At 60.7% G+C, this 17,490-nt stretch carries 13 protein-coding genes and 1 tRNA gene; 11 read left to right on the forward strand and 3 right to left on the reverse strand.

The features are described 5' to 3' along the window. Nucleotides 1–155 precede the first annotated feature (155 nt). The 5 genes from BUE15_RS22005 (at nucleotide 156) to BUE15_RS15030 (ending at nucleotide 6,058) form a co-directional block, all read left to right on the forward strand. Nucleotides 156–1,871, forward strand: coding sequence for a GEVED domain-containing protein (locus BUE15_RS22005; RefSeq protein ID WP_073286799.1), 1,716 nt, complete (start codon nucleotides 156–158; stop codon nucleotides 1,869–1,871). Between the two features lie 221 nt (nucleotides 1,872–2,092). Then, on the forward strand, nucleotides 2,093–2,590 hold the full coding sequence (locus BUE15_RS15015) for a SixA phosphatase family protein (protein WP_073286802.1): 498 nt from the start codon (nucleotides 2,093–2,095) through the stop codon (nucleotides 2,588–2,590). 114 nt (nucleotides 2,591–2,704) lie between these two features. Further along, nucleotides 2,705–4,813 carry a polyphosphate kinase 1 gene (gene ppk1 / locus BUE15_RS15020; RefSeq protein WP_073286954.1) on the forward strand — a complete coding sequence of 703 codons (2,109 nt, stop codon included), beginning with the start codon at nucleotides 2,705–2,707 and terminating at the stop codon, nucleotides 4,811–4,813. A gap of 282 nt (nucleotides 4,814–5,095) precedes the next feature. Beyond that, nucleotides 5,096–5,527 carry a hypothetical protein gene (locus tag BUE15_RS15025; RefSeq protein WP_139252322.1) on the forward strand — a complete coding sequence of 144 codons (432 nt, stop codon included), beginning with the start codon at nucleotides 5,096–5,098 and terminating at the stop codon, nucleotides 5,525–5,527. 117 nt (nucleotides 5,528–5,644) lie between these two features. Beyond that, a complete protein-coding gene (locus BUE15_RS15030) occupies nucleotides 5,645–6,058 on the forward strand; it encodes a hypothetical protein (protein ID WP_073286808.1) in 414 nt (137 codons plus the stop codon). Between the two features lie 21 nt (nucleotides 6,059–6,079). Here the strand turns inward: BUE15_RS15030 and BUE15_RS15035 are convergent, their stop codons facing one another. Both BUE15_RS15035 and BUE15_RS15040 read right to left on the reverse strand, forming a co-directional pair. After that, complete coding sequence (locus BUE15_RS15035; protein ID WP_211617672.1) at nucleotides 6,080–7,210, reverse strand: DUF6268 family outer membrane beta-barrel protein; 1,131 nt, start codon at nucleotides 7,208–7,210, stop codon at nucleotides 6,080–6,082. A gap of 175 nt (nucleotides 7,211–7,385) precedes the next feature. After that, nucleotides 7,386–11,276, reverse strand: a complete 3,891-nt coding sequence (locus BUE15_RS15040; RefSeq protein WP_244535958.1) for a metallophosphoesterase — start codon at nucleotides 11,274–11,276, stop codon at nucleotides 7,386–7,388. A gap of 251 nt (nucleotides 11,277–11,527) precedes the next feature. Here BUE15_RS15040 and BUE15_RS15045 point away from each other — a divergent pair, with 251 nt between their 5' ends. The 3 genes from BUE15_RS15045 to BUE15_RS15055 all read left to right on the forward strand — a co-directional run bounded on the left by BUE15_RS15045 (nucleotide 11,528) and on the right by BUE15_RS15055 (nucleotide 13,446). Then, complete coding sequence (locus BUE15_RS15045; RefSeq protein WP_073286818.1) at nucleotides 11,528–12,775, forward strand: Pycsar system effector family protein; 1,248 nt, start codon at nucleotides 11,528–11,530, stop codon at nucleotides 12,773–12,775. 49 nt (nucleotides 12,776–12,824) lie between these two features. Further along, nucleotides 12,825–12,896 (forward strand) — tRNA-Arg (locus BUE15_RS15050). Nucleotides 12,897–13,089: 193 nt separating this feature from the next. Further along, nucleotides 13,090–13,446: a hypothetical protein gene (locus tag BUE15_RS15055; RefSeq protein WP_139252324.1), complete on the forward strand. Its 357-nt coding sequence runs from the start codon at nucleotides 13,090–13,092 to the stop codon at nucleotides 13,444–13,446. Between the two features lie 4 nt (nucleotides 13,447–13,450). Here BUE15_RS15055 and BUE15_RS15060 read toward each other — a convergent pair whose 3' ends face one another. Continuing rightward, on the reverse strand, nucleotides 13,451–14,104 hold the full coding sequence (locus tag BUE15_RS15060; RefSeq protein WP_073286823.1) for a response regulator transcription factor: 654 nt from the start codon (nucleotides 14,102–14,104) through the stop codon (nucleotides 13,451–13,453). A gap of 406 nt (nucleotides 14,105–14,510) precedes the next feature. Here BUE15_RS15060 and BUE15_RS15065 point away from each other — a divergent pair, with 406 nt between their 5' ends. The 3 genes from BUE15_RS15065 to BUE15_RS15075 all read left to right on the forward strand — a co-directional run bounded on the left by BUE15_RS15065 (nucleotide 14,511) and on the right by BUE15_RS15075 (nucleotide 17,482). After that, nucleotides 14,511–15,155 carry a response regulator gene (locus tag BUE15_RS15065; RefSeq protein ID WP_073286826.1) on the forward strand — a complete coding sequence of 215 codons (645 nt, stop codon included), beginning with the start codon at nucleotides 14,511–14,513 and terminating at the stop codon, nucleotides 15,153–15,155. 254 nt (nucleotides 15,156–15,409) lie between these two features. Then, nucleotides 15,410–15,793: a hypothetical protein gene (locus BUE15_RS15070; protein ID WP_139252325.1), complete on the forward strand. Its 384-nt coding sequence runs from the start codon at nucleotides 15,410–15,412 to the stop codon at nucleotides 15,791–15,793. 201 nt (nucleotides 15,794–15,994) lie between these two features. After that, nucleotides 15,995–17,482, forward strand: a complete 1,488-nt coding sequence (locus BUE15_RS15075) for a nicotinate phosphoribosyltransferase (protein WP_073286832.1) — start codon at nucleotides 15,995–15,997, stop codon at nucleotides 17,480–17,482. Nucleotides 17,483–17,490 lie beyond the last annotated feature (8 nt).

Consider the following 17,490-nt stretch of genomic DNA (forward strand, 5'->3'; position numbering starts at 1 on the left):
ACTGGCTAAGTTCTTTTTCGTCCATTAGAGCGCGCAAACGGTGTTTTTATAAATAAGCCATAATTGCACACATGCTTTTATCTATTTCACTAAAATATTTTCAATAGATTGGGCCTACCGTTCTCTTTTCCACAACCAACTCACTTTTCACCCGCATGAAGAAAACCTTCTACGCATTAGCCCTGGCCACCATCGGCCTGGGTACCACTTCGGAGGCACTGGCCCAGCGGCAATGCGCCTCCATGGATGTACTGGAGCGCCAGCTCGCCACCGATCCAAGCCTGGCCCAGCGCCTGCAAAACATTGAGGGCCAGACCCGCCTGTTTGAAGCCAACCCCACAGCGCAGCGTGGGTCGGCCCTCACGGGTACCATTCCGGTGGTAGTACACGTGCTCTACAGCAATGCCAACGAAAACATTTCGGATGCGCAGATTGCCTCGCAGATTGCCGTGCTGAACGAGGACTTCCGCAAGCTCAACGCCGACGTCAGCCAGACGCCAGCCGCCTTCGCGGGCCTGGCTGCCGACGTAGGATTGCAATTTGTGCTGGCCAAGCGCGACCCCAACGGCAACGCCACCACGGGCATCGAGCGCAAATCGACCACGAAAACTACCTGGGGCACTGCTGATGCCATGAAAAGCACCAGCACCGGCGGCCTGAACGCCTGGCCGGCCGGCCAGTACCTCAACCTGTGGGTTTGCAACATCGGGGGCGGTATTCTGGGCTACGCGCAGTTTCCGGGCGGCCCCGCCAGCACCGATGGCGTCGTAATCGGGCCCAACTACTTCGGGCGCACCGGCTACCTGTCGGCCCCTTTCAACAAAGGCCGGACGGCCACGCACGAAGTAGGCCACTGGCTGAACCTGCGCCACATCTGGGGTGATGCCAACTGCGGCAATGACCTCGTGAGCGACACGCCCACCCAGCAAACCAGCAACGGCGGCTGCCCCTCTTTCCCGCGCCGTACCTGCGGCAACACCACCAACGGCGACATGTTCATGAACTACATGGACTACACCGACGACGCCTGCATGTACATGTTCTCCACGGGCCAGAGCACCCGCATGAATGCCTTGTTCGCCTCGGGCGGCAGCCGCGCTTCGCTGCTGACGTCGCTGGGCGGCACGGCTCCCGGCGGTGGCACCACGCCTCCTACTACGCCCACCACGCCTACCTACTGCGCCAGCAAAGGCACCAACGTCTCTTACGAATGGATTGACCTCGTGAGCCTGGGCAGCATCAACCGCAGCTCCAGCAAAGACGCCGGCTACTACAACGGCACGGCTACCAGCACCAGCGTAGCCGCTGGCTCGTCGCAGACCATCAGCTACAGCGCCGGCTTCACGGGCACGGCCTACACCGAGTACTGGAAGATCTACATCGACTACAACCAGGACGGCGACTTCACCGACAGCGGCGAACTGGTAGCCAGCCGCAGCTCCAGCAGCACCGCTACGCTCACCAGCACGTTCACGGTGCCTACCACGGCCAAAAGCGGCAGCACCCGGCTGCGCGTGGTCATGAGCGACGGCTCGGCCACGACCAGCTGCAACAGCTACAGCTACGGCGAAACCGAAGACTACACCATTAACATCACGGGGGGAGCTGCCCGCTCCTCGGCGCGCCTTGCTTCTACCGACTATGGCGTATATCCGAACCCGGCTACCAGCGTGCTGCACATTGCCGTACCGGCCGACCGTGACGCCAGCACCGTAAGCGTGCGGGTGTACGACGTGCGCGGCGCCGAGCAGCGCCAGGTGCGCTTCAGCGACGCCGGCCAGCTCGACGTATCGGGCCTGAGCAAAGGCATCTACATGGTAACCATCACGGATGGCCAGCAGGTGTCGAACCAGCGCTTCGTGAAGGAGTAGCTGGCGCCGGGTGCACCGGCGAATACCTCGGCTGCGCACCCGGCCTTCCTTGCCTGATTTTACAGAAAGCCCGCTACTTGCGGGCTTTCTTTTTGCCCTGTCTGGAGCAGGCCGGCGTGTTATCTTGCCGTTGTGCTTGCGCCACAGAATAACCATTTTGCCGGGGCCGTAGTAAAGAGGCCTGCCGCGCCCCGCCACTCCCTTCTCCCACCTACTGTCTTATGAAAATCCTGTATCTGATGCGCCATGCCAAATCCAGCTGGAGCTTCGACGACCTTTCCGATGAGCAGCGCCCCCTCAACGACCGGGGCCGCGACGACGCCCCGCGCATGGGCCAGGCCCTGGCCCGGCGCCACGCGCGTATCGACCTGCTGCTGGCCTCTACCGCCGTCCGCTCCCTGACCACGGCGGCGTTGGTAGCCAAAGAAATAGACTACCCGCACGAGCGGATTCAGGTGCGCCCCGAAATCTACCAGGCCGATGTACGGACGCTGCTGCAGGTGGTGCGCGAGTCGCCGGACGAGGCTGAATCGGTGCTGCTGGTGGGCCACAACAACACCATCACCGACCTGGCCAACCTATTGATGACCAGCCCACTTAGCGAAGAAATGCCCACAGCCTCCATTGTGTGCCTGCACTTCCAGACCGAGCGTTGGGCCGATGTAGACCGCAGCAACGCCGAGTTTTACTTCTTCGACTGCCCACGCAACGCCGAGTAGCGGCCAGCGCCCGGCAGTACCGCCGAGTTCCTTTAATCGGGCTGCCCAGCCAGCACATCTGCTACCGGCCCGTTTTTGCAGTGCATGGCGCTGTATTCCCCTGACTTCACTCCCATGGAAAAGACCGAAAAAAAGTCTGCTGCCCCCAAGCCCGCTTTGCTAAACCGGGAACTGAGCTGGCTGGCTTTCAACCGCCGCGTACTGCAGGAAGCCCAGAATCCGCAGGTGCCGCTGCTGGAGCGCCTTAAATTCATGGCCATTTTCAGCAGCAACCTCGACGAGTACTTCAAGGTGCGCGTGGCTACGCTACGGCGGCTGGTGAAGCTCAAAAAGAAAACCCGCGCCAAGCTCGGCGAAGACCCCAACGAGCAGCTCAGCAACCTGCTCAGCGAAGTAGGCCGCCAGCAGGAAGAATTCGGCGACACGTTCCGCAACAGCCTGCTGCCCGCCCTGCGCGACCAGCACATCCATCTGGTAGCCGAGCCCGACCTGAGCGAGGAGCAGCGCCGCTGGGTGCAGCAGTATTTCGAGCAGCACGTGCAGGACCTGCTTTCACCCGCTATTCTCGACGACAACCTGCACCACCTGTTTCTCAAGGACCAGGCCGTCTACCTCACGTTTTACCTGACGGAGCCCACCGGCGAGAGCCGCAAAAAGCACCACGACGAGACCGAGCGGGTGATGGTGATGGAGCTGCCCACCAAGCGCCACGGCGGCCGGTTTGTGCAGCTGCCGGCCGAAGGCGACGAGCGGTACGTGATGTTTCTCGATGACGTTATCCGCTGCTGCGCGCACACGCTGTTTCCGAAGTTTGGCAAGGTGCAGGTGCACGCCATTAAGCTCTCCCGCGACGCCGAGCTCGATATTCAGGAGGAAGTGTCCGGCAACCTGATGGCCAAAATCAAGAGCAGCCTGCAGAAGCGCGAAACCGGCTACCCGGCCCGCCTGCTCTACGACCCGGCCATGCCCAAACAGGTGCTGAAGGCCATTATGCAGAAAACCGGCATCGGCAAGGACGAGCTGGTGGAAGGCAGCCGCTACCACAACTTCCGCGACTTTTTCGGGTTCCCGGATCTGGGCCTTTCGCACCTCGTGTATGAGCCGCACCCGCCCCTGCCCCACCCCACGCTGCCGCGCACCGGCAAAATGATACCCGCCATTGCTGAGCGCGACCATCTGCTGAACCTGCCCTACCAGTCGTTCGACTACGTCACGCGCTTCATCACAGAGGCTGCGCTGGACCCACAGGTCAGCAGCATCAGCATCACGCTCTACCGCGTTTCCAGCAAAAGCGAAGTAGCCAAGGCGCTGCTGAAAGCCGTGAAGCACGGCAAGCAGGTGACGGTGGTGGTGGAGCTGAAGGCCCGCTTTGATGAGGAAAGCAACATGTACTGGGCCGAGAAGCTGCAGAAGGCCGGCGCCAACGTCATTTATGGCGTGCCGGAGCTGAAAGTGCACAGCAAGATGCTGCTGATTACGCGGGCCGAGGAAGGCCACAACCGCCTCTACGCCTACCTGAGCACCGGCAACTTCAACGAAGTAACCAGCAGGATATACGCCGACCACGGGCTGTTCACGAGCGACCCACGCCTGACCGGCGAAGTGGGGGAAGTGTTCCGCTATTTCCAGGACCGTCTCGACAAGACCGGCCAGTTCGAGCATCTGCTGGTAGCGCCTTTCGAGCTGCGCGAGCGTCTGAATGCGCTGATTGATGCCGAAATCAAGCGCGCCAGGAAAGGCGAAGACGCATACATCATCCTTAAGCTAAACGCGCTGCAGGATGAGCGTATGATTCTGAAGCTCTACGAGGCCAGTGAGGCAGGCGTGCGCATCGAGCTGCTGATACGCGGCATTTCCTGCCTGATTCCGGGGCGCGACGGCCAGAGCACCAACATCAGCCAGCGTGGCATCGTGGACCGCTACCTCGAGCACGCCCGCATCTACGTGTTCGGCAACGGCGGCGACGAGAAGGTGTACGTCGCTTCTTCCGACTGGATGGCCCGCAACCTGGACCGCCGGGTGGAAGTGGCTTTCCCGATTCTGCAGCCCGAGCTGCGCGCCGAAGTGCGCCATCTGCTGGACCTGCAACGCCAGGACAATGTGAAATCCAGGGACTGGCAAAACAACTTCGTAGGGCAGGATGCAGCCGAAGCCGGGCGGGTGCGGGCTCAGTTCGACACCTATGCGTACCTCAATAAGCTAAGCCGCCGCAGAGCCCGCTAACCACTATCGAAAGCAATACCCCAAGCAGCGTGCCCGTAATAAAATGAAAGTACTATATTCAGATCTACGGCCCGCGCCTTTGGTGCGGGCCGTTCAACTGTAGCTCTTCCCCACCATGCCCTACGCGGCTTCCTCTGCACCATCCCACTTTGTTATAGCTTCTTTATCTCCGAACGATGCGGCGGGCATACCTGCGCTGCTCAGGCCCTTGCGCAGGAAGCGCGCGGCACAGCTTATTGGCGTATTCGGCCAGACCAGTATCTAAGCTTTGTGTGGCCTGCAATGCTTCCTCTCTCACCTGAGTCCGTTGCCTTCGAGCTTTTCTACCGTCCCGACCTGCACATGCTGGTGGTGCGGTGGCTACGTCCCAACAGTTTTCTTGAGCTGCAAACCAGCTACGAGCAGCTGCTGACTCTGGCCCGCCAGCACTACTGCGCCTACTGGCTGCTGGATGCCCGTCGTGTCGGGCCGCTTGACCTGGAAGCTACTCTGTGGCTCACTGACCATTTTTTTCCGCGCGCAGCTTCTCACCTCGCGCCCTATACGCTACGCATGGCCGTGCTCAGCTCGCCGTTTCGCTACAGCCAGATGCTCACCGACGCTTCGGTAGCGCCCGAAGTCGCGCGGGCTCTTTCAACGGCCCAGCCTTATGAGGCCAGCGTGTTTCTCGATGAGCACGCCGCTCTCAACTGGCTGCACCCGCCACATAGCTAGCCGACGGCTGGTTGCAGCGCGGTTTTAGGTAGTTTCTGCCCACGTAGCTTCGTGCGGCCGGAGTAGTTGTCGTGTAGGCGCGTTCTGTATATTAGTGGGCTTTTTTGGCACGCCCTTATGCCCGCTCCCTATCTTTCCTGCTCTTTCACCCACCGGCCCGACTTAGGGCTGCTGATAGCCCGGTGGCCCTCCGATGCGCCGATTGCGCAGCTGCAGGCCGACTTTGCGGCGCTGTTGCAGCTGGCTATAGAAACCTCTACTTCTCGCTGGCTGCTGGATGTGCGCCGCCGCGACGAGCTACAGCCGGAATTTGCCGACTGGACCGTGCGCAGCTTTTTCCCGCAGGCTGCCGCGCAGCTCGCGCCGCAGCCCCTGCGCATTGCCGCACTTTGCTCGCCCGGCCGCCTCACCGTTTATGACAGCAGCTCCGATCAAAAACTGTTGCTGGCAGAAGGCATGGCGCCGGCCCAAACCTATCGGCTGCGCCTGTTTCTGGATGAGGGAGCCACTATGGAATGGCTGACCGCCTGAGAGACTTGGCAGGGCTCAGGCCTAGCGCGGGGCAGTAGTCTTCTTCAGAAACTTGCGCGGCGGCACTATAAACAGCTCCACTGAGGCATAAGGCGCCCCGGCAAACTTGCTGTCGATGATTTTTTCCCGGTCGGCGTTGGTGCGGTCGAAGGCGTCGAAGGCGTGGTTGTAGCGGTAGCCGCCCTCCAGCCCGAACCAGAGGAAGTCGTAGATTTCCCGCTCCCAGCGGCCCCGGAGTTTCACTTCCGTTTCGCGCAGCTCCAGGGTGCGGAGCGGCTTTTTGTCGGCTATTGCGTCTCCTTCGGCATTCTGGCGTTTCAGCTCGTTGCGCAGCTTGATGATGTAGTTGAACCCATCAACGGAGTAGCCGGCGAAGAACAGGGAGCGGGGCGTGGCGTTGTAGCGCATCGTGATGCGGGCCGGAAACAGTGCCTCTACCCCCCAGCGGTTGTTGAACGTGCGGTTGTAGAGCACGGCCGGGTAGATGCTCTGCCGCCCAAACGTGTAGCCCAGCTGTGCCCCGATACCCCAGGAAAAGGTGGGGCTGCGCTTCCAGCCGTACAGAAACTCCGATGATACCCGCAGATAGTCGCTCACGTTGAGCTCCGACGAGGTGTAGTCGCCGCTTAGCTCGCCCTTAATCCGGAAGATGTACCAGTTGACGGTGTTCACCGGCCGGATAACGGCCAGCTGCGCGCCCAGCGTTTTCAGGGCCTTGTCCTCGATGTTGTCGTAGAGCTCGTAGCGGGTGGGCACGTTCTTGAACTCGAACTCCTCCCGCTCGTAGTTGACGCCCATAATCAGCTTGAGGTGCGGGCGGTTGAGCATCGGAATGTAGCCCTTGATGACCAACCGGGCGTTTTTCTCGGCGTCGGCGGAGTAGTCCTGCAGGCCCACCACCTTAGCATCGGACGCAACCCGGAACTTGGGCATCCGCTCATAGTGAAACACCAGCCCTTTGCTGGGGCCCATGCCTACCACCGAGGGCGTGGCAAACTCCTGCCGGTCTATGGCGCCAGTAGCGGTAGTATCGCCGGTGGCGGGCACGGGGGGCGGAAACACTTGCGCCGCCGCCGGAGCAGCAGCGCCTAACAACGCAAACAAGGGAAGAGCGCGCAGCATACGAGCGGGCAGCCTGGTAGTAGTGAGCATAGACAAAACAGTCAGACGGCAACAGTGCGGGGATGTTGGGTCTTAACGAAGGCTTAGGTAAAAAGGCTGAGTTTGCGGGCGCAATTTCTTGCCCGGACTGTAGCAGAAGGTGCTTTCGAAAAAGCCCGGCCGAGCAGTACGGCCGGGCTTGTAGTAGTGTGGGGTGGTGGGCGCTCTAGAACAGAAAGTCGAAGCCCACAAAAACCAGGTTTTCCTCCCCCACCGAGTATGTGGCATTGATGACGGCCTGCTTGAGAATATCGGCCCAGACACCGCCGCCAACGCCCGTGTGGAAGGCTTTGATGCCGGTCTGGGAGTCGTAGGGCGAGTACACGCGGGCTGCATCGGCCAGGCCCAGGATACCGAACTTGCCGGGCACCAGATAGGCGTTGAACTCGAACAGCTGCACGCGCACCTCCGCGTTGGCAAACACCGACGAGCGGCCGGCAAAGCGCGTGCGGCGGTAGCCGCGCAGGTTGGTGGTGCCGCCCAGCGTGTTGGCCTGGTAGAACCGGTAGTCGCCGATGTTGCGGTTGGCTCCGATGCGGCCGGCCCAGGTGAGCTGGAAGGGGAAGTTGGGCGTCAGGTAGAACCGGAATTCGGTGGCCAGGCGGCCGTACTTGAGCTTCTCGGCATTGAGCTGGTAGTTATACTCCACCGAGTTGTACCAGCGCAGGCCAATCCGCGGGTTTTTCGGCGAAGAAGCCGCGTCGATGTTCAGGTAGGCGCGGCCCCCGAGGTAGCGGTTCAGCTGGAAGTCGGAGGAGCGGATGCCCAGCGCGGCGCCGCTTACGCCGTTGTTGTTTTCGTCGAGGCCCGCCGCAATTTCGCGGCCGATAGGGTTGCGCTCCACCTGAAACTGGTCGTACTGCGGACCAAAGCCCACATTCAGGAAGCTGAACACGTCGCGCTCCAGCACGGGGCTCACGTAGAGCCGCGAAAAGCGCACCCGGTACGTTTGGTTGATGTCGCGGGCGCGGGTGCTGGCGTCGTCGGCCAGGATGTTGCGCGTGTCGTTGCCCTCGCCGAAGTAGTTGTAGAGCAGCTGCGGGCCGTAGTACTGGGCATTCACGCGCAGGTCGTACTTGCCGATTACGTCCACGAAATGGCCCAGGTAGCGGATATTGTAGGCGCGCTGCGAAGGCGAATAGTTGGCGGCCAGGCTTTGCTCTGAGGCGTAAGGCTCCTTGCGGAAGCCGTAGGTGCGGTACGTGGCGCCCCCCCCGAGAAACAGCCGGTCATCCACGTTATAGCCAAAATAGAGGGTCGGGCCGAAGTAGTTGAGCGTGTAGTCTTTGCGGTCGGAGCGGTTGTGCACATCGTAGCGGCTCACGTCGATGCCGGGCTCGGTACGCAGGCGGGTGTCGCGGCCGGGCACTATCACGTTGCCGGTGTCGGCGTCGTAGATGTGCGTGTAGTTGCGGAAACCGGCCACGTTCGAGCGGTCCACGATGGAGTCGCGGCCGGTGCCGGCAATTACCCGAATGCGCGGGCCGCTTTTCACGTCGCCCTTCAGGTCATAGATGTCGTTGCCATCGAAGCCGTAGAGGCGCAGCTCCTTGGTCACCTTGTTGTCGAAGGTGCGGTCGAAGAGCATTTTGGTCAGCTCCCCCTCCTTGTTGATTTTCTGGACTGAAACGCGGGTTTTGTTGTCGGGCAGGCGCTCCACCACAAACTTCTCGCGCTTCTTGGAGCCCTTCACTTCCGTCACCTTGCTGAGCATGGTGTAGTAGTCGGCGGCCACTTCGGGCAGCAGGTCGCGGCGGCTTTTCAGCTTCCCGATGATTTCCTGCGCGTGCAAATCGTAGATCTGCTGGGGCCACCGCTCCCGGAATGCCTGCTCGATTACGGCATCGGTCAGGGAGGCCTTCATTTCCTCGGCCTGCTGCACCCACTGCTCCCTGGTCACGGAGGCCAGGTACACCCGGTCGTTGCTGAGGGCGGTCAGGTTGAGGCCTTTCCAGTCTGCGTAATCTTTGCCGAAGTTCTGGAAGTTACGGATGGCCCACTTGCGCGAAGCCAGGTACGGAAACAGGCCGTCGCCTTTGAAGAAAGCCACGTCCCGGTCTTCGGGCACGGCCGTGAACTTCCGGTCGCCGTCCTTGTCCTTTTTCTCAGCCCAGCGCCACTGGTCTTCGTGCCGGTCCCAGTCGCCGATCCACATATCGAAGAGGCGCGAGCGGGCAAAGGCTTTCTCGTTGACGCGGTTGTCGTTGTCGTCGGTGATGCGCTCAAACACTTTGTCGGTGCCCACCAGGTTTTTGGCGTTGCCGAGCGAGGCCACGTTGCTCTGGTCGTCCTTAGCGTCTTCCTCGATAGCGCCGGGCGTGTTGCCGAACCGCTCCAGGTACTGCCCCAGCAGCGGATCCTGCGGAATGTAGCGCAGCTCGGGGTTGGTGTGCAGAATGCCGGCTGCCGAGGCCAGGGGCGGAATCGGGAGAGCCCCGAACGGGTGCTGCGCCGAAATCTGGTCCTGCAGGATATCGGCGGCGGCGCCGGTGCGCAGGGCTTCCGGCAGCACCGCCGAAGGGTCTTTGTTGAGGCTGCGGATGGTGAAGTTGCGGCCCTCTTCGTTGCGTACTTTCAGCGAGGCCGTCTGCTTGCCGCCCCCAATCTTGTAGGGCGTGAGGCCGCCTTTCTCAGTTGCCAGGTCCAGTACCGGGAACGTCACGGGGGTGGCCCACTCGCGGCGGTAGTGCTCCCCAAACAGGAACTTATGGAAGCGGCTGCGGTCGTCGTAGCGGGTATTCACGGCCACCGTCACGGTGCTGTCGCGGAAATTGGGGCGCAGGCCGGCCAGCGGCACGGCCACGCTGTCGGTAGCTACGGGCGTTTGGGCATAGAGCGGCGTGCGGTAGACGAGGCGGCCGGTTTCGCCGGCGCCGTTCGGAATCCAGAACTCCACCCACGCCTGGCCATCGTCGTAGTAATTCACGCGGGCAAAGCCTTTCTCCTTATCCGAGAAATGGGCGTCGGCGTCGCGGCCGGTGCGCACGTGCTGGGTTTTGCAGCCCGAGCCGCTCACAATCTGGTGGTAGGTATCGGCCTTGAAATACTGCAGGTTGTGCTCGTGGCCGGCAGCATATACAATGTTGGGGTGCTTGGCGAAAATGTCTTCCAGCCCCTTCTTATAGGCCTGGTAAAGCGGGTGCGGAATGTCCTGGGAGATGCCGCCGTATTTGCGCGCAAACGGGTACACCGAGCCGATGACCGGCAGCGGCAGAAAAGCATACTTATAGACGATGGACAGCGGGAAGATGTGGTCGGCGAGCGTGAAAAAGCCGCCGTGAATGCCGTCGGACAGGATAGGATGGTGGGCCACCACCATGATGTTCTTGTCCTTGTTCTGGCTGATGATGTCTTCGAGCTGCGTGAAAAAGTCGGTTTCATTGGCTACGCCGCAGCCGCTGTTCGAGCCGTAGGGCCGCTCGCCTTCGCCCTGCAGAAACCACTGCGAGTTGATGGCAATCATCACCACATTGTCCTGCAGGCGCACCTCAAACGGGCCGGGGCAGGCGTCGCGCGGGATAAAGAAGTCGCCGGTGTAGGAGAAGGCCGCCGAGTCGTTGCTCATGAAGTTCTCCACGAAGCGCTGCTGCCGGTTTACCTGGTCTACGGCGCCTTTTCTGCCCTGCTTCCAGTCGTGGTTGCCCGGAATCATGTATTTCTCGCCGGCGTAGTTGCGCAGCACGTTCAGCTGGTCCACAATCCGGCGCTCCGACTCTTTACGGTCGTAGGCGCCTTCTTCGGGCATGCCGTACTCGTAGATATTGTCGCCGAGGTAGATGGTGGTGCTTTTGGCGCCGGCCGAGAGAATCTGCTTGCGCAGGTAGTTCAGGGAAGGCTCCCCTCCTTTGGCCGTTTCAATGGGCTTGCCCACGTCCCCGATCAGAAAGACGGTATAACGCAGGCGGGTGCTGTCGGGCGGCGTTCTGGATTCCCAGTTTTCGCTGCCGTGGTTGTAGTTGGGGCGGGAAGTGTGGGGGGTCTGGGTCGGCTTCTGGGCCCATGCCGGAGCCATGCAGGCTGTCAGCAGCAAGCCACAAGACAATAAAAAGCGCTTCATAGAGAGGCAGTAGAGGGAAAGAGCGGGCACTAGCCCCGTCAGGTCGCAGCCAGCACGCGCAGGCAGTTCGTGGAAATACGAGTAACTTACCCAAACGGCTAACCTTACCCGGCACAGATAGAAGCCGGGTGCCTGCCCTACGCAAACTAACCGGCCACGGTTGAGCCGGGCCGGAAAAACCCCGCCCGCCGATTCGCGTTGAAAGGCGGGCGGGAGGCCTCTGCCGCCACTACCCCACCCTTTCTTCTTCCATGGAACCCACGGAAACGCTCCAGCCCCCCCAGGCCGAAAAATCAGAGATTCTGAAGCAGGCCAAAGCCTATATCACGCAGCTACTTGAGGAAAAGCTTCCCAAGCAGATAGTTTATCATTCCCTGGCCCATACAAAGGCTGTGGTGAAGGAAGCCCGCAAGCTGGGCGAAGATGCCGGCCTCGATGCCGCCGACCAGGAGGCGCTGCTGCTGGCGGCCTGGTTTCATGATGCCGGCTACATAGAAACCTACGACGGCCACGAGTACCGGAGCATGGAGCTGGCCGAGCAGTGGCTAAGCCAGCAGGGCTACCCGGCCGCGCGCATTGCGCTGGTGAAGGACACCATTCGGGGCACGCACCGCAACGAGCCCTGCGAAACGCCGCTGCAGCAGCTGCTCGCCGATGCCGACATGAGCGGTATGGGCCGCGAGGACTTTTTTGCCAATGCCGAGCTGCTGCGGGCCGAATGGGAAACGACGCTGGGCAAAACCTACTCTAACGTGGAGTGGGCCGAGTCGCAGCTGGACTTTCTGCACGGCGCCAAGTTCCATACCGACGTGGCCACGAGCCGCTACGAAGAGCAGTTTAAAGCCAACATCAAGGAGCAGCGCGACCGGCTGAAAAAAACCGAGAAGAAGAAGAAAAAGAAGGAAGAGGAAGAAACCGGCACATTCGCGGAGCCCAAGCGCGGCATCGAAACGATGTTTCGCACCATGTACAGCAACCACATGAAGCTCTCGGACATGGCCGATAAAAAGGCCAACATGATGATCAGCCTCAACGCCATTCTGCTGTCGGTTATCATCACGTACCTCGGGGCCAAGGCCGGTACCAAGTCCGGCGTGCTCAGCCCCACTATCGTCAACAATCCGGTGCTCACCATCCCGATTGGGCTGCTGCTGGCCACGGCGCTGGGGTCTGTGGTGTCGGCTATTCTGTGTGCCCAGCCCGATGTCACGAGCTTCAAATGGCTGAAGCGCAGCCCCCAGATTGCCACCAACCGCCGCGTCAACCTCCTGTTTTTCGGCAATTTCAACAAGCTCAGCCTCGACGACTTCCAGCATGGCATGAACCAGCTGATGGCCCAGAAAGACGCCCTCTACACCAACATGGTGACGGACATCTACTACCTCGGCGACGTGCTGACCCGCAAATACCGGCTGCTGCGCATCAGCTACACCATCTTCATGGTCGGCCTGATTCTGACGGCTCTGTCGTTTGGTATTGCGCTGCTCTACAAGATGTAGGCTGGTTTGGGTCGTCTTTTGTTTCGGACTACCTTTGTGCCGGCCCGCCGGCTGCGTAGTTCAACGGATAGAATAGGCGTTTCCTAAACGCTTGATATGGGTTCGATTCCCGTCGCGGCTACACTAAAACCCTCTTTGCATTACGCAGAGAGGGTTTTTCATTTTAACAGGAATAACCAGCTGGTTTTGCCGGTATAATTAACAATTTTGTAGTGATCCTGTTAGCTCAACAATCCATTGCGCTGGCTATCGGCGTATATGGGCCACGCTCTGAGTACCCCCGCTTACACACCTCTTGCCTTTGGTTATCAGTAATGGAATGCCTTTTTCTGTCACCAGCGCCGCGCGGGCGCCGGTTGTGCCTGTATGCCCTACCCGAAGGCATCCCCCTGTATTTCAAGCACAACGAGCTAAGCCAGCAACCCGATTATCAGATGATCTGGCGCGGCGCTCCTCGGGCTGTTTCCGAGGCGCAGGCCCGGCGCTGGGTTAGCCGAGTACCAGAAAACCCGGCCGTATTTCTCGACTACCAGCAGCCTGAGCAGCCCCAGGCGGGCTTCCCTACGGCCCTGCAGTCGTTTCTGTCGGCGGTGGCCCAACTGGCCGCGCAGCTGGAATATGGGCCGGGCAGCCTGCCTACCGAAGTGCTGATTGGCGAAGAGCCGGCCTAAAGCGCTACTGCTTCTCCAGTAAGCCGTTGGAGACGGCGAACCTGATGAGGGCGGCGGTGTTTTTGGCCTGGGTTTTCTCGATGATGTTCTGGCGGTGGGTTTCGATGGTGCGCTTGCTGGTGAAGAGGCGGTCAGCTATTTCGGCGCTGGTCAGGCCCTCGGCAATCAGGCGCAGCACCTCCAGCTCCCGCTTCGACAGATCCCCTGACCGCGGGCGCGTGCCATCGGAAGGCGGCGCGTTGCGCACCAGCTTCTGCAGCATGTCGAGGCCTATTTCCGTGCACAGAAAAGGCCGCCCACCGGCCACCGTCCGGATAGCGTGCGAAATCTCCGCTATGTCGGCGTTTTTGAGCACATAGCCATCGGCGCCAGCTTCCAGCATCCGGTTTACGTAGCTCTCGTGGTCGAGCATGGAAAGCACCAGCACCCGCACGTCCGGATACGACTCCCGCAGATGGCCCATGGTGGTGAAGCCATCCATCACGGGCATGTTGATGTCGATGAGCACCACATCGACGGGAGTGGTGGCCAGCTGGCTGAGCAGTTCTTCGCCGTTGGAAGCCTCGCCTACTACCTCCAGGTCGGGTTGCAGGCTCAGCAGCGCCCGGATGCCATCCCGCAGAATCGTGTGGTCGTCGGTTAAAAATACTCGTATCATAGCAAGACGTAGCAAGAGGCGTGGAACAAGTCAGGAAGCAGGTGCCGGGTAGTCACCAAACGGCGACGGGTTCCCGTACGTTCGTCCGGTACGGCGTTGCGCCGCGCAAGGCCGGATTTACACCACAGGACAGGCAGATTTCAAGCCAGCTATTTCGGCCACTACCCCGTTTTCTGTATACCCCGGCCCGTGCTTCCCACGTATTTATACGGACATACAGCCGGCTCCGCGCCCGAATAGCTCCGGGTAAGTACGGCTTTTGCGGGCTGTATTGGCCTGCGGAGAGCTTATGTAATACTTTCGGGGAAGAGGTTTTTCGGGACCTCGCCTTCCGGAGTGTTGCCTGATTATAGTGTAGCCCCGGACCAGACTGGCCCATGGTTTTCAGGGCCTGCTATTGCCTGTTATGATTCGCGTACTACTCACCGACGACCATCCGATTATCCGGGACGGTATCCGTTCCTTAGTTCAAACCGAACCCAGCCTGACGATAGTAGGCGAGGCTGGCGACGGGCAAGCCCTTCTGAACCTGCTGCCCACTACCCCGGCCGACGTGGTAGTGCTGGACCTGAACATGCCCGGCCTCAGTGGCTTTGATACCATTCCGCTGCTGCGCCAGCAGTACCCCGACCTCAACATTCTGGTGCTTTCCATGCTCGATAACGAGCAATATGTGGCCCAGACGCTGCGGAGCGGGGCATTGGGCTACGCGCTGAAAAACACCACCCGCGCCGAGCTCATCTACGCCATAACGACGGTGGCCCGGGGCCAGCCGTATCTGAGCACCACAATTGCGCTGGAGCTGTTGCGCAAGCTGCACCAGCCCTCCGACGCTCTGGCTGACCCGCTACGGCCGGCCCTCACCTTATCGAAGCGGGAGCTGGAGGTGCTGCGCCTGATTGCCGAGGGCCTGACCAGCGCCGAAATAGCCGACCGCCTCTTCACCAGCAAGCGCACCATCGAAACCCACCGCCAGAACATCATCGAGAAAACCCAGGCCAAAAACACCGCCGCCCTCATCAGGTTCGCCGTCTCCAACGGGCTGGTGTAGTTCGGGCTACGGGAAGCAGCCCCCACAACTACGTACTTATAACGCTGTACAAATCAGTATTTAACACTTTTTTATTTTTTACCCCTGTTATACTTTTACACTATCGAATAGTACCGTAGCCAAACAGCGCCACCGGGTGCTAAGTCGTTTGTTTACTTGTTGCTGGCGCATGCACCTGCCACGGCCGGGGTTTCCCGGTGTACTCTGCGGGGAAGTTGTGTAAGTGAGGGATTGAGCGCATTAAGGCAGTTTTTATGATGGACGTATACCGTGAGATTCTGCCAGACAGCTACCTGCTGATTTTGGCTGATGCTGCCCACGCAGCCGGCGAAAAAGTGCTGCAGCGGGCACTGCAAAGGGCCTGCTCCAGCGGCAAAGCCAGCGTGTGGGTCGACTGTAGCCAGCTGCCGGAACTGCCGGCTGAGGTGCTGCAGCTTCTGGGCAACTACTACGAACTACTGCAAAGCAAACAGGTAAATCTGGTGCTTTGCCACCTTGCCGACGGGTTGCAGGGCACCGTACAGGCTTTGCCGGGGCATCAGCGGCCACCGGTAGTGGCCACCTTGCTGGAGGCAGCCTCCTATTGCCGCTCGCAGCCTACCCGCAGGCACCGCACGTACACCGCTATAGCAGCCTAGCCATCTGCCACAGGACGCCTGATGCAATATGGCCAAGCGGCAAATACACGCCGTAGGGGCGCCAGCTCGCTATGCCTGTAATGCGCCGGGAAACTGCTGATTTGCTACTACAAAGCCGCTGCCCGTAGCAACCGACGAAGGCCCGGACGAGACGGAATTAAATATTCTGCGTAAGCTTCGGCGTCTCAACCGTTGCTTTGCATGAACTCTGCTCCGCTTTCCGGCCTGTACGCGCCTTCGCTCAGCCTCCTCACCGACCTCTACCAGGTTACCATGGCCTACGGCTACTGGCAGCAGGGTATGCAGGACCGCGAGGCCGTATTTCACCTGTATTTCCGCCGCCCGCCTTTTAGCGGGGGCTATGCCGTAGCGGCCGGACTGGCCTACGCCGTTGATTTCCTGGAGAACCTGCGCTTCTCAGAAGACGACCTCGCCTACCTCGGCAGCCTGAAAAGCGCCAAAGGGGCGGCCATGTTCCCGCAGGAGTTCCTGGACTACCTGCGCGACCTGAAGTTTACCTGTGATGTGGATGCCATTGCCGAGGGCACCGTGGTTTTCGCCAACGAGCCCCTGATTCGGGTGCAGGGGCCACTGTTGCAGGCGCAGCTGGTGGAAACTGCCCTGCTCACGCTCGTGAACTTCCAGACCCTGATTGCCACCAAAGCCTCCCGCATCCGGGAAGCAGCCGGCTCCGATACCGTGCTGGAATTCGGGCTGCGCCGCGCCCAGGGCTTTGATGGGGGCCTGAGCGCCAGCCGGGCCGCGTATTTGGGCGGGGTTGATGCTACCTCCAACGTACTGGCCGGGCAGCGCTTCAACATTCCGGTGAAGGGCACCCACGCCCACAGCTGGGTAATGGCCTTTGATGATGAAGTGAAAGCCTTCACGGCCTATGCCAAAGCCTTCCCCGACGACTCGGTGTTCTTGGTGGATACCTACGACACGCTGGAAGGCGTGCGCCACGCCATCAAGGTAGCCCGCGAGATGCGCGCCAACGGCCACGAACTGGGCGGTATCCGCCTTGATTCCGGTGACCTAGCTTACCTCAGCCGCGAAGCCCGGGCCCTGCTCAACGAGGCCGGCTTCGAGAACGTGCGCATTGTGGCCAGCAATGACCTGGAGGAAAACCTTATCACCAGCCTCAAGCTGCAGGGTGCCAAAATAGACACCTGGGGCATCGGCACCCAACTCGTAACGGCCTACGACCAGCCGGCCCTGGGTGGCGTGTACAAGATGGCCGCCCTGCGCAAACCCGATAACTCAGGCTGGGACTTCACCATCAAGCTCTCCGAGCAGCTCGCCAAAACCAGCATCCCCGGTATTCTGCAGGTGCGCCGCTACGAAAGCGAGAAAGGCCAGCCCCGCGCCGACATGCTCTACAACACCGCCGGGCCCCTGCCAGAGCAACTCACCATTGTGGACCCGGTAGATGCCACCCGTCGCCGCCCGGTGCGCCCCGACGCCCCCTACCGGGAACTGCTGGAACCCATCTTCCGTCGCGGCGAGCTGGTGCATCAGCTGCCTACCCTGCAGGAAAGCCGGGCCCGCGCCCACCGCGAAGTCCTCGGCCTTGACCCCAGCATCCGCCGTTTCCTGAACCCGCACACCTACCCCGTGGGGCTGGAAGAAAGCCTCAACACCTTCCGGACCAACCTGATTCTGGAGAAACGTCCGCTGCGGCCGGCATAGTATCGGCG

It is taken from the genome of Hymenobacter psychrotolerans DSM 18569 (assembly GCF_900142395.1).
GTDB classification, from domain to species: Bacteria; Bacteroidota; Bacteroidia; order Cytophagales; family Hymenobacteraceae; genus Hymenobacter; species Hymenobacter psychrotolerans.

Excerpts from the sequence above, each read along its gene's own strand:
- BUE15_RS22005 (WP_073286799.1), top strand. The coding sequence starts at position 156 with ATGAAGAAAACCTTCTACGCATTAGCCCTGGCCACCATCGGCCTGGGT.
- BUE15_RS15015 (WP_073286802.1), top strand. The coding sequence starts at position 2,093 with ATGAAAATCCTGTATCTGATGCGCCATGCCAAATCCAGCTGGAGCTTC.
- ppk1 (WP_073286954.1), top strand. The coding sequence starts at position 2,705 with ATGGAAAAGACCGAAAAAAAGTCTGCTGCCCCCAAGCCCGCTTTGCTA.
- BUE15_RS15025 (WP_139252322.1), top strand. The coding sequence starts at position 5,096 with ATGCTTCCTCTCTCACCTGAGTCCGTTGCCTTCGAGCTTTTCTACCGT.
- BUE15_RS15030 (WP_073286808.1), top strand. The coding sequence starts at position 5,645 with ATGCCCGCTCCCTATCTTTCCTGCTCTTTCACCCACCGGCCCGACTTA.
- BUE15_RS15035 (WP_211617672.1), bottom strand. The coding sequence starts at position 7,210 with ATGCTCACTACTACCAGGCTGCCCGCTCGTATGCTGCGCGCTCTTCCC.
- BUE15_RS15040 (WP_244535958.1), bottom strand. The coding sequence starts at position 11,276 with ATGAAGCGCTTTTTATTGTCTTGTGGCTTGCTGCTGACAGCCTGCATG.
- BUE15_RS15045 (WP_073286818.1), top strand. The coding sequence starts at position 11,528 with ATGGAACCCACGGAAACGCTCCAGCCCCCCCAGGCCGAAAAATCAGAG.
- BUE15_RS15055 (WP_139252324.1), top strand. The coding sequence starts at position 13,090 with ATGGAATGCCTTTTTCTGTCACCAGCGCCGCGCGGGCGCCGGTTGTGC.
- BUE15_RS15060 (WP_073286823.1), bottom strand. The coding sequence starts at position 14,104 with ATGATACGAGTATTTTTAACCGACGACCACACGATTCTGCGGGATGGC.
- BUE15_RS15065 (WP_073286826.1), top strand. The coding sequence starts at position 14,511 with ATGATTCGCGTACTACTCACCGACGACCATCCGATTATCCGGGACGGT.
- BUE15_RS15070 (WP_139252325.1), top strand. The coding sequence starts at position 15,410 with ATGATGGACGTATACCGTGAGATTCTGCCAGACAGCTACCTGCTGATT.
- BUE15_RS15075 (WP_073286832.1), top strand. The coding sequence starts at position 15,995 with ATGAACTCTGCTCCGCTTTCCGGCCTGTACGCGCCTTCGCTCAGCCTC.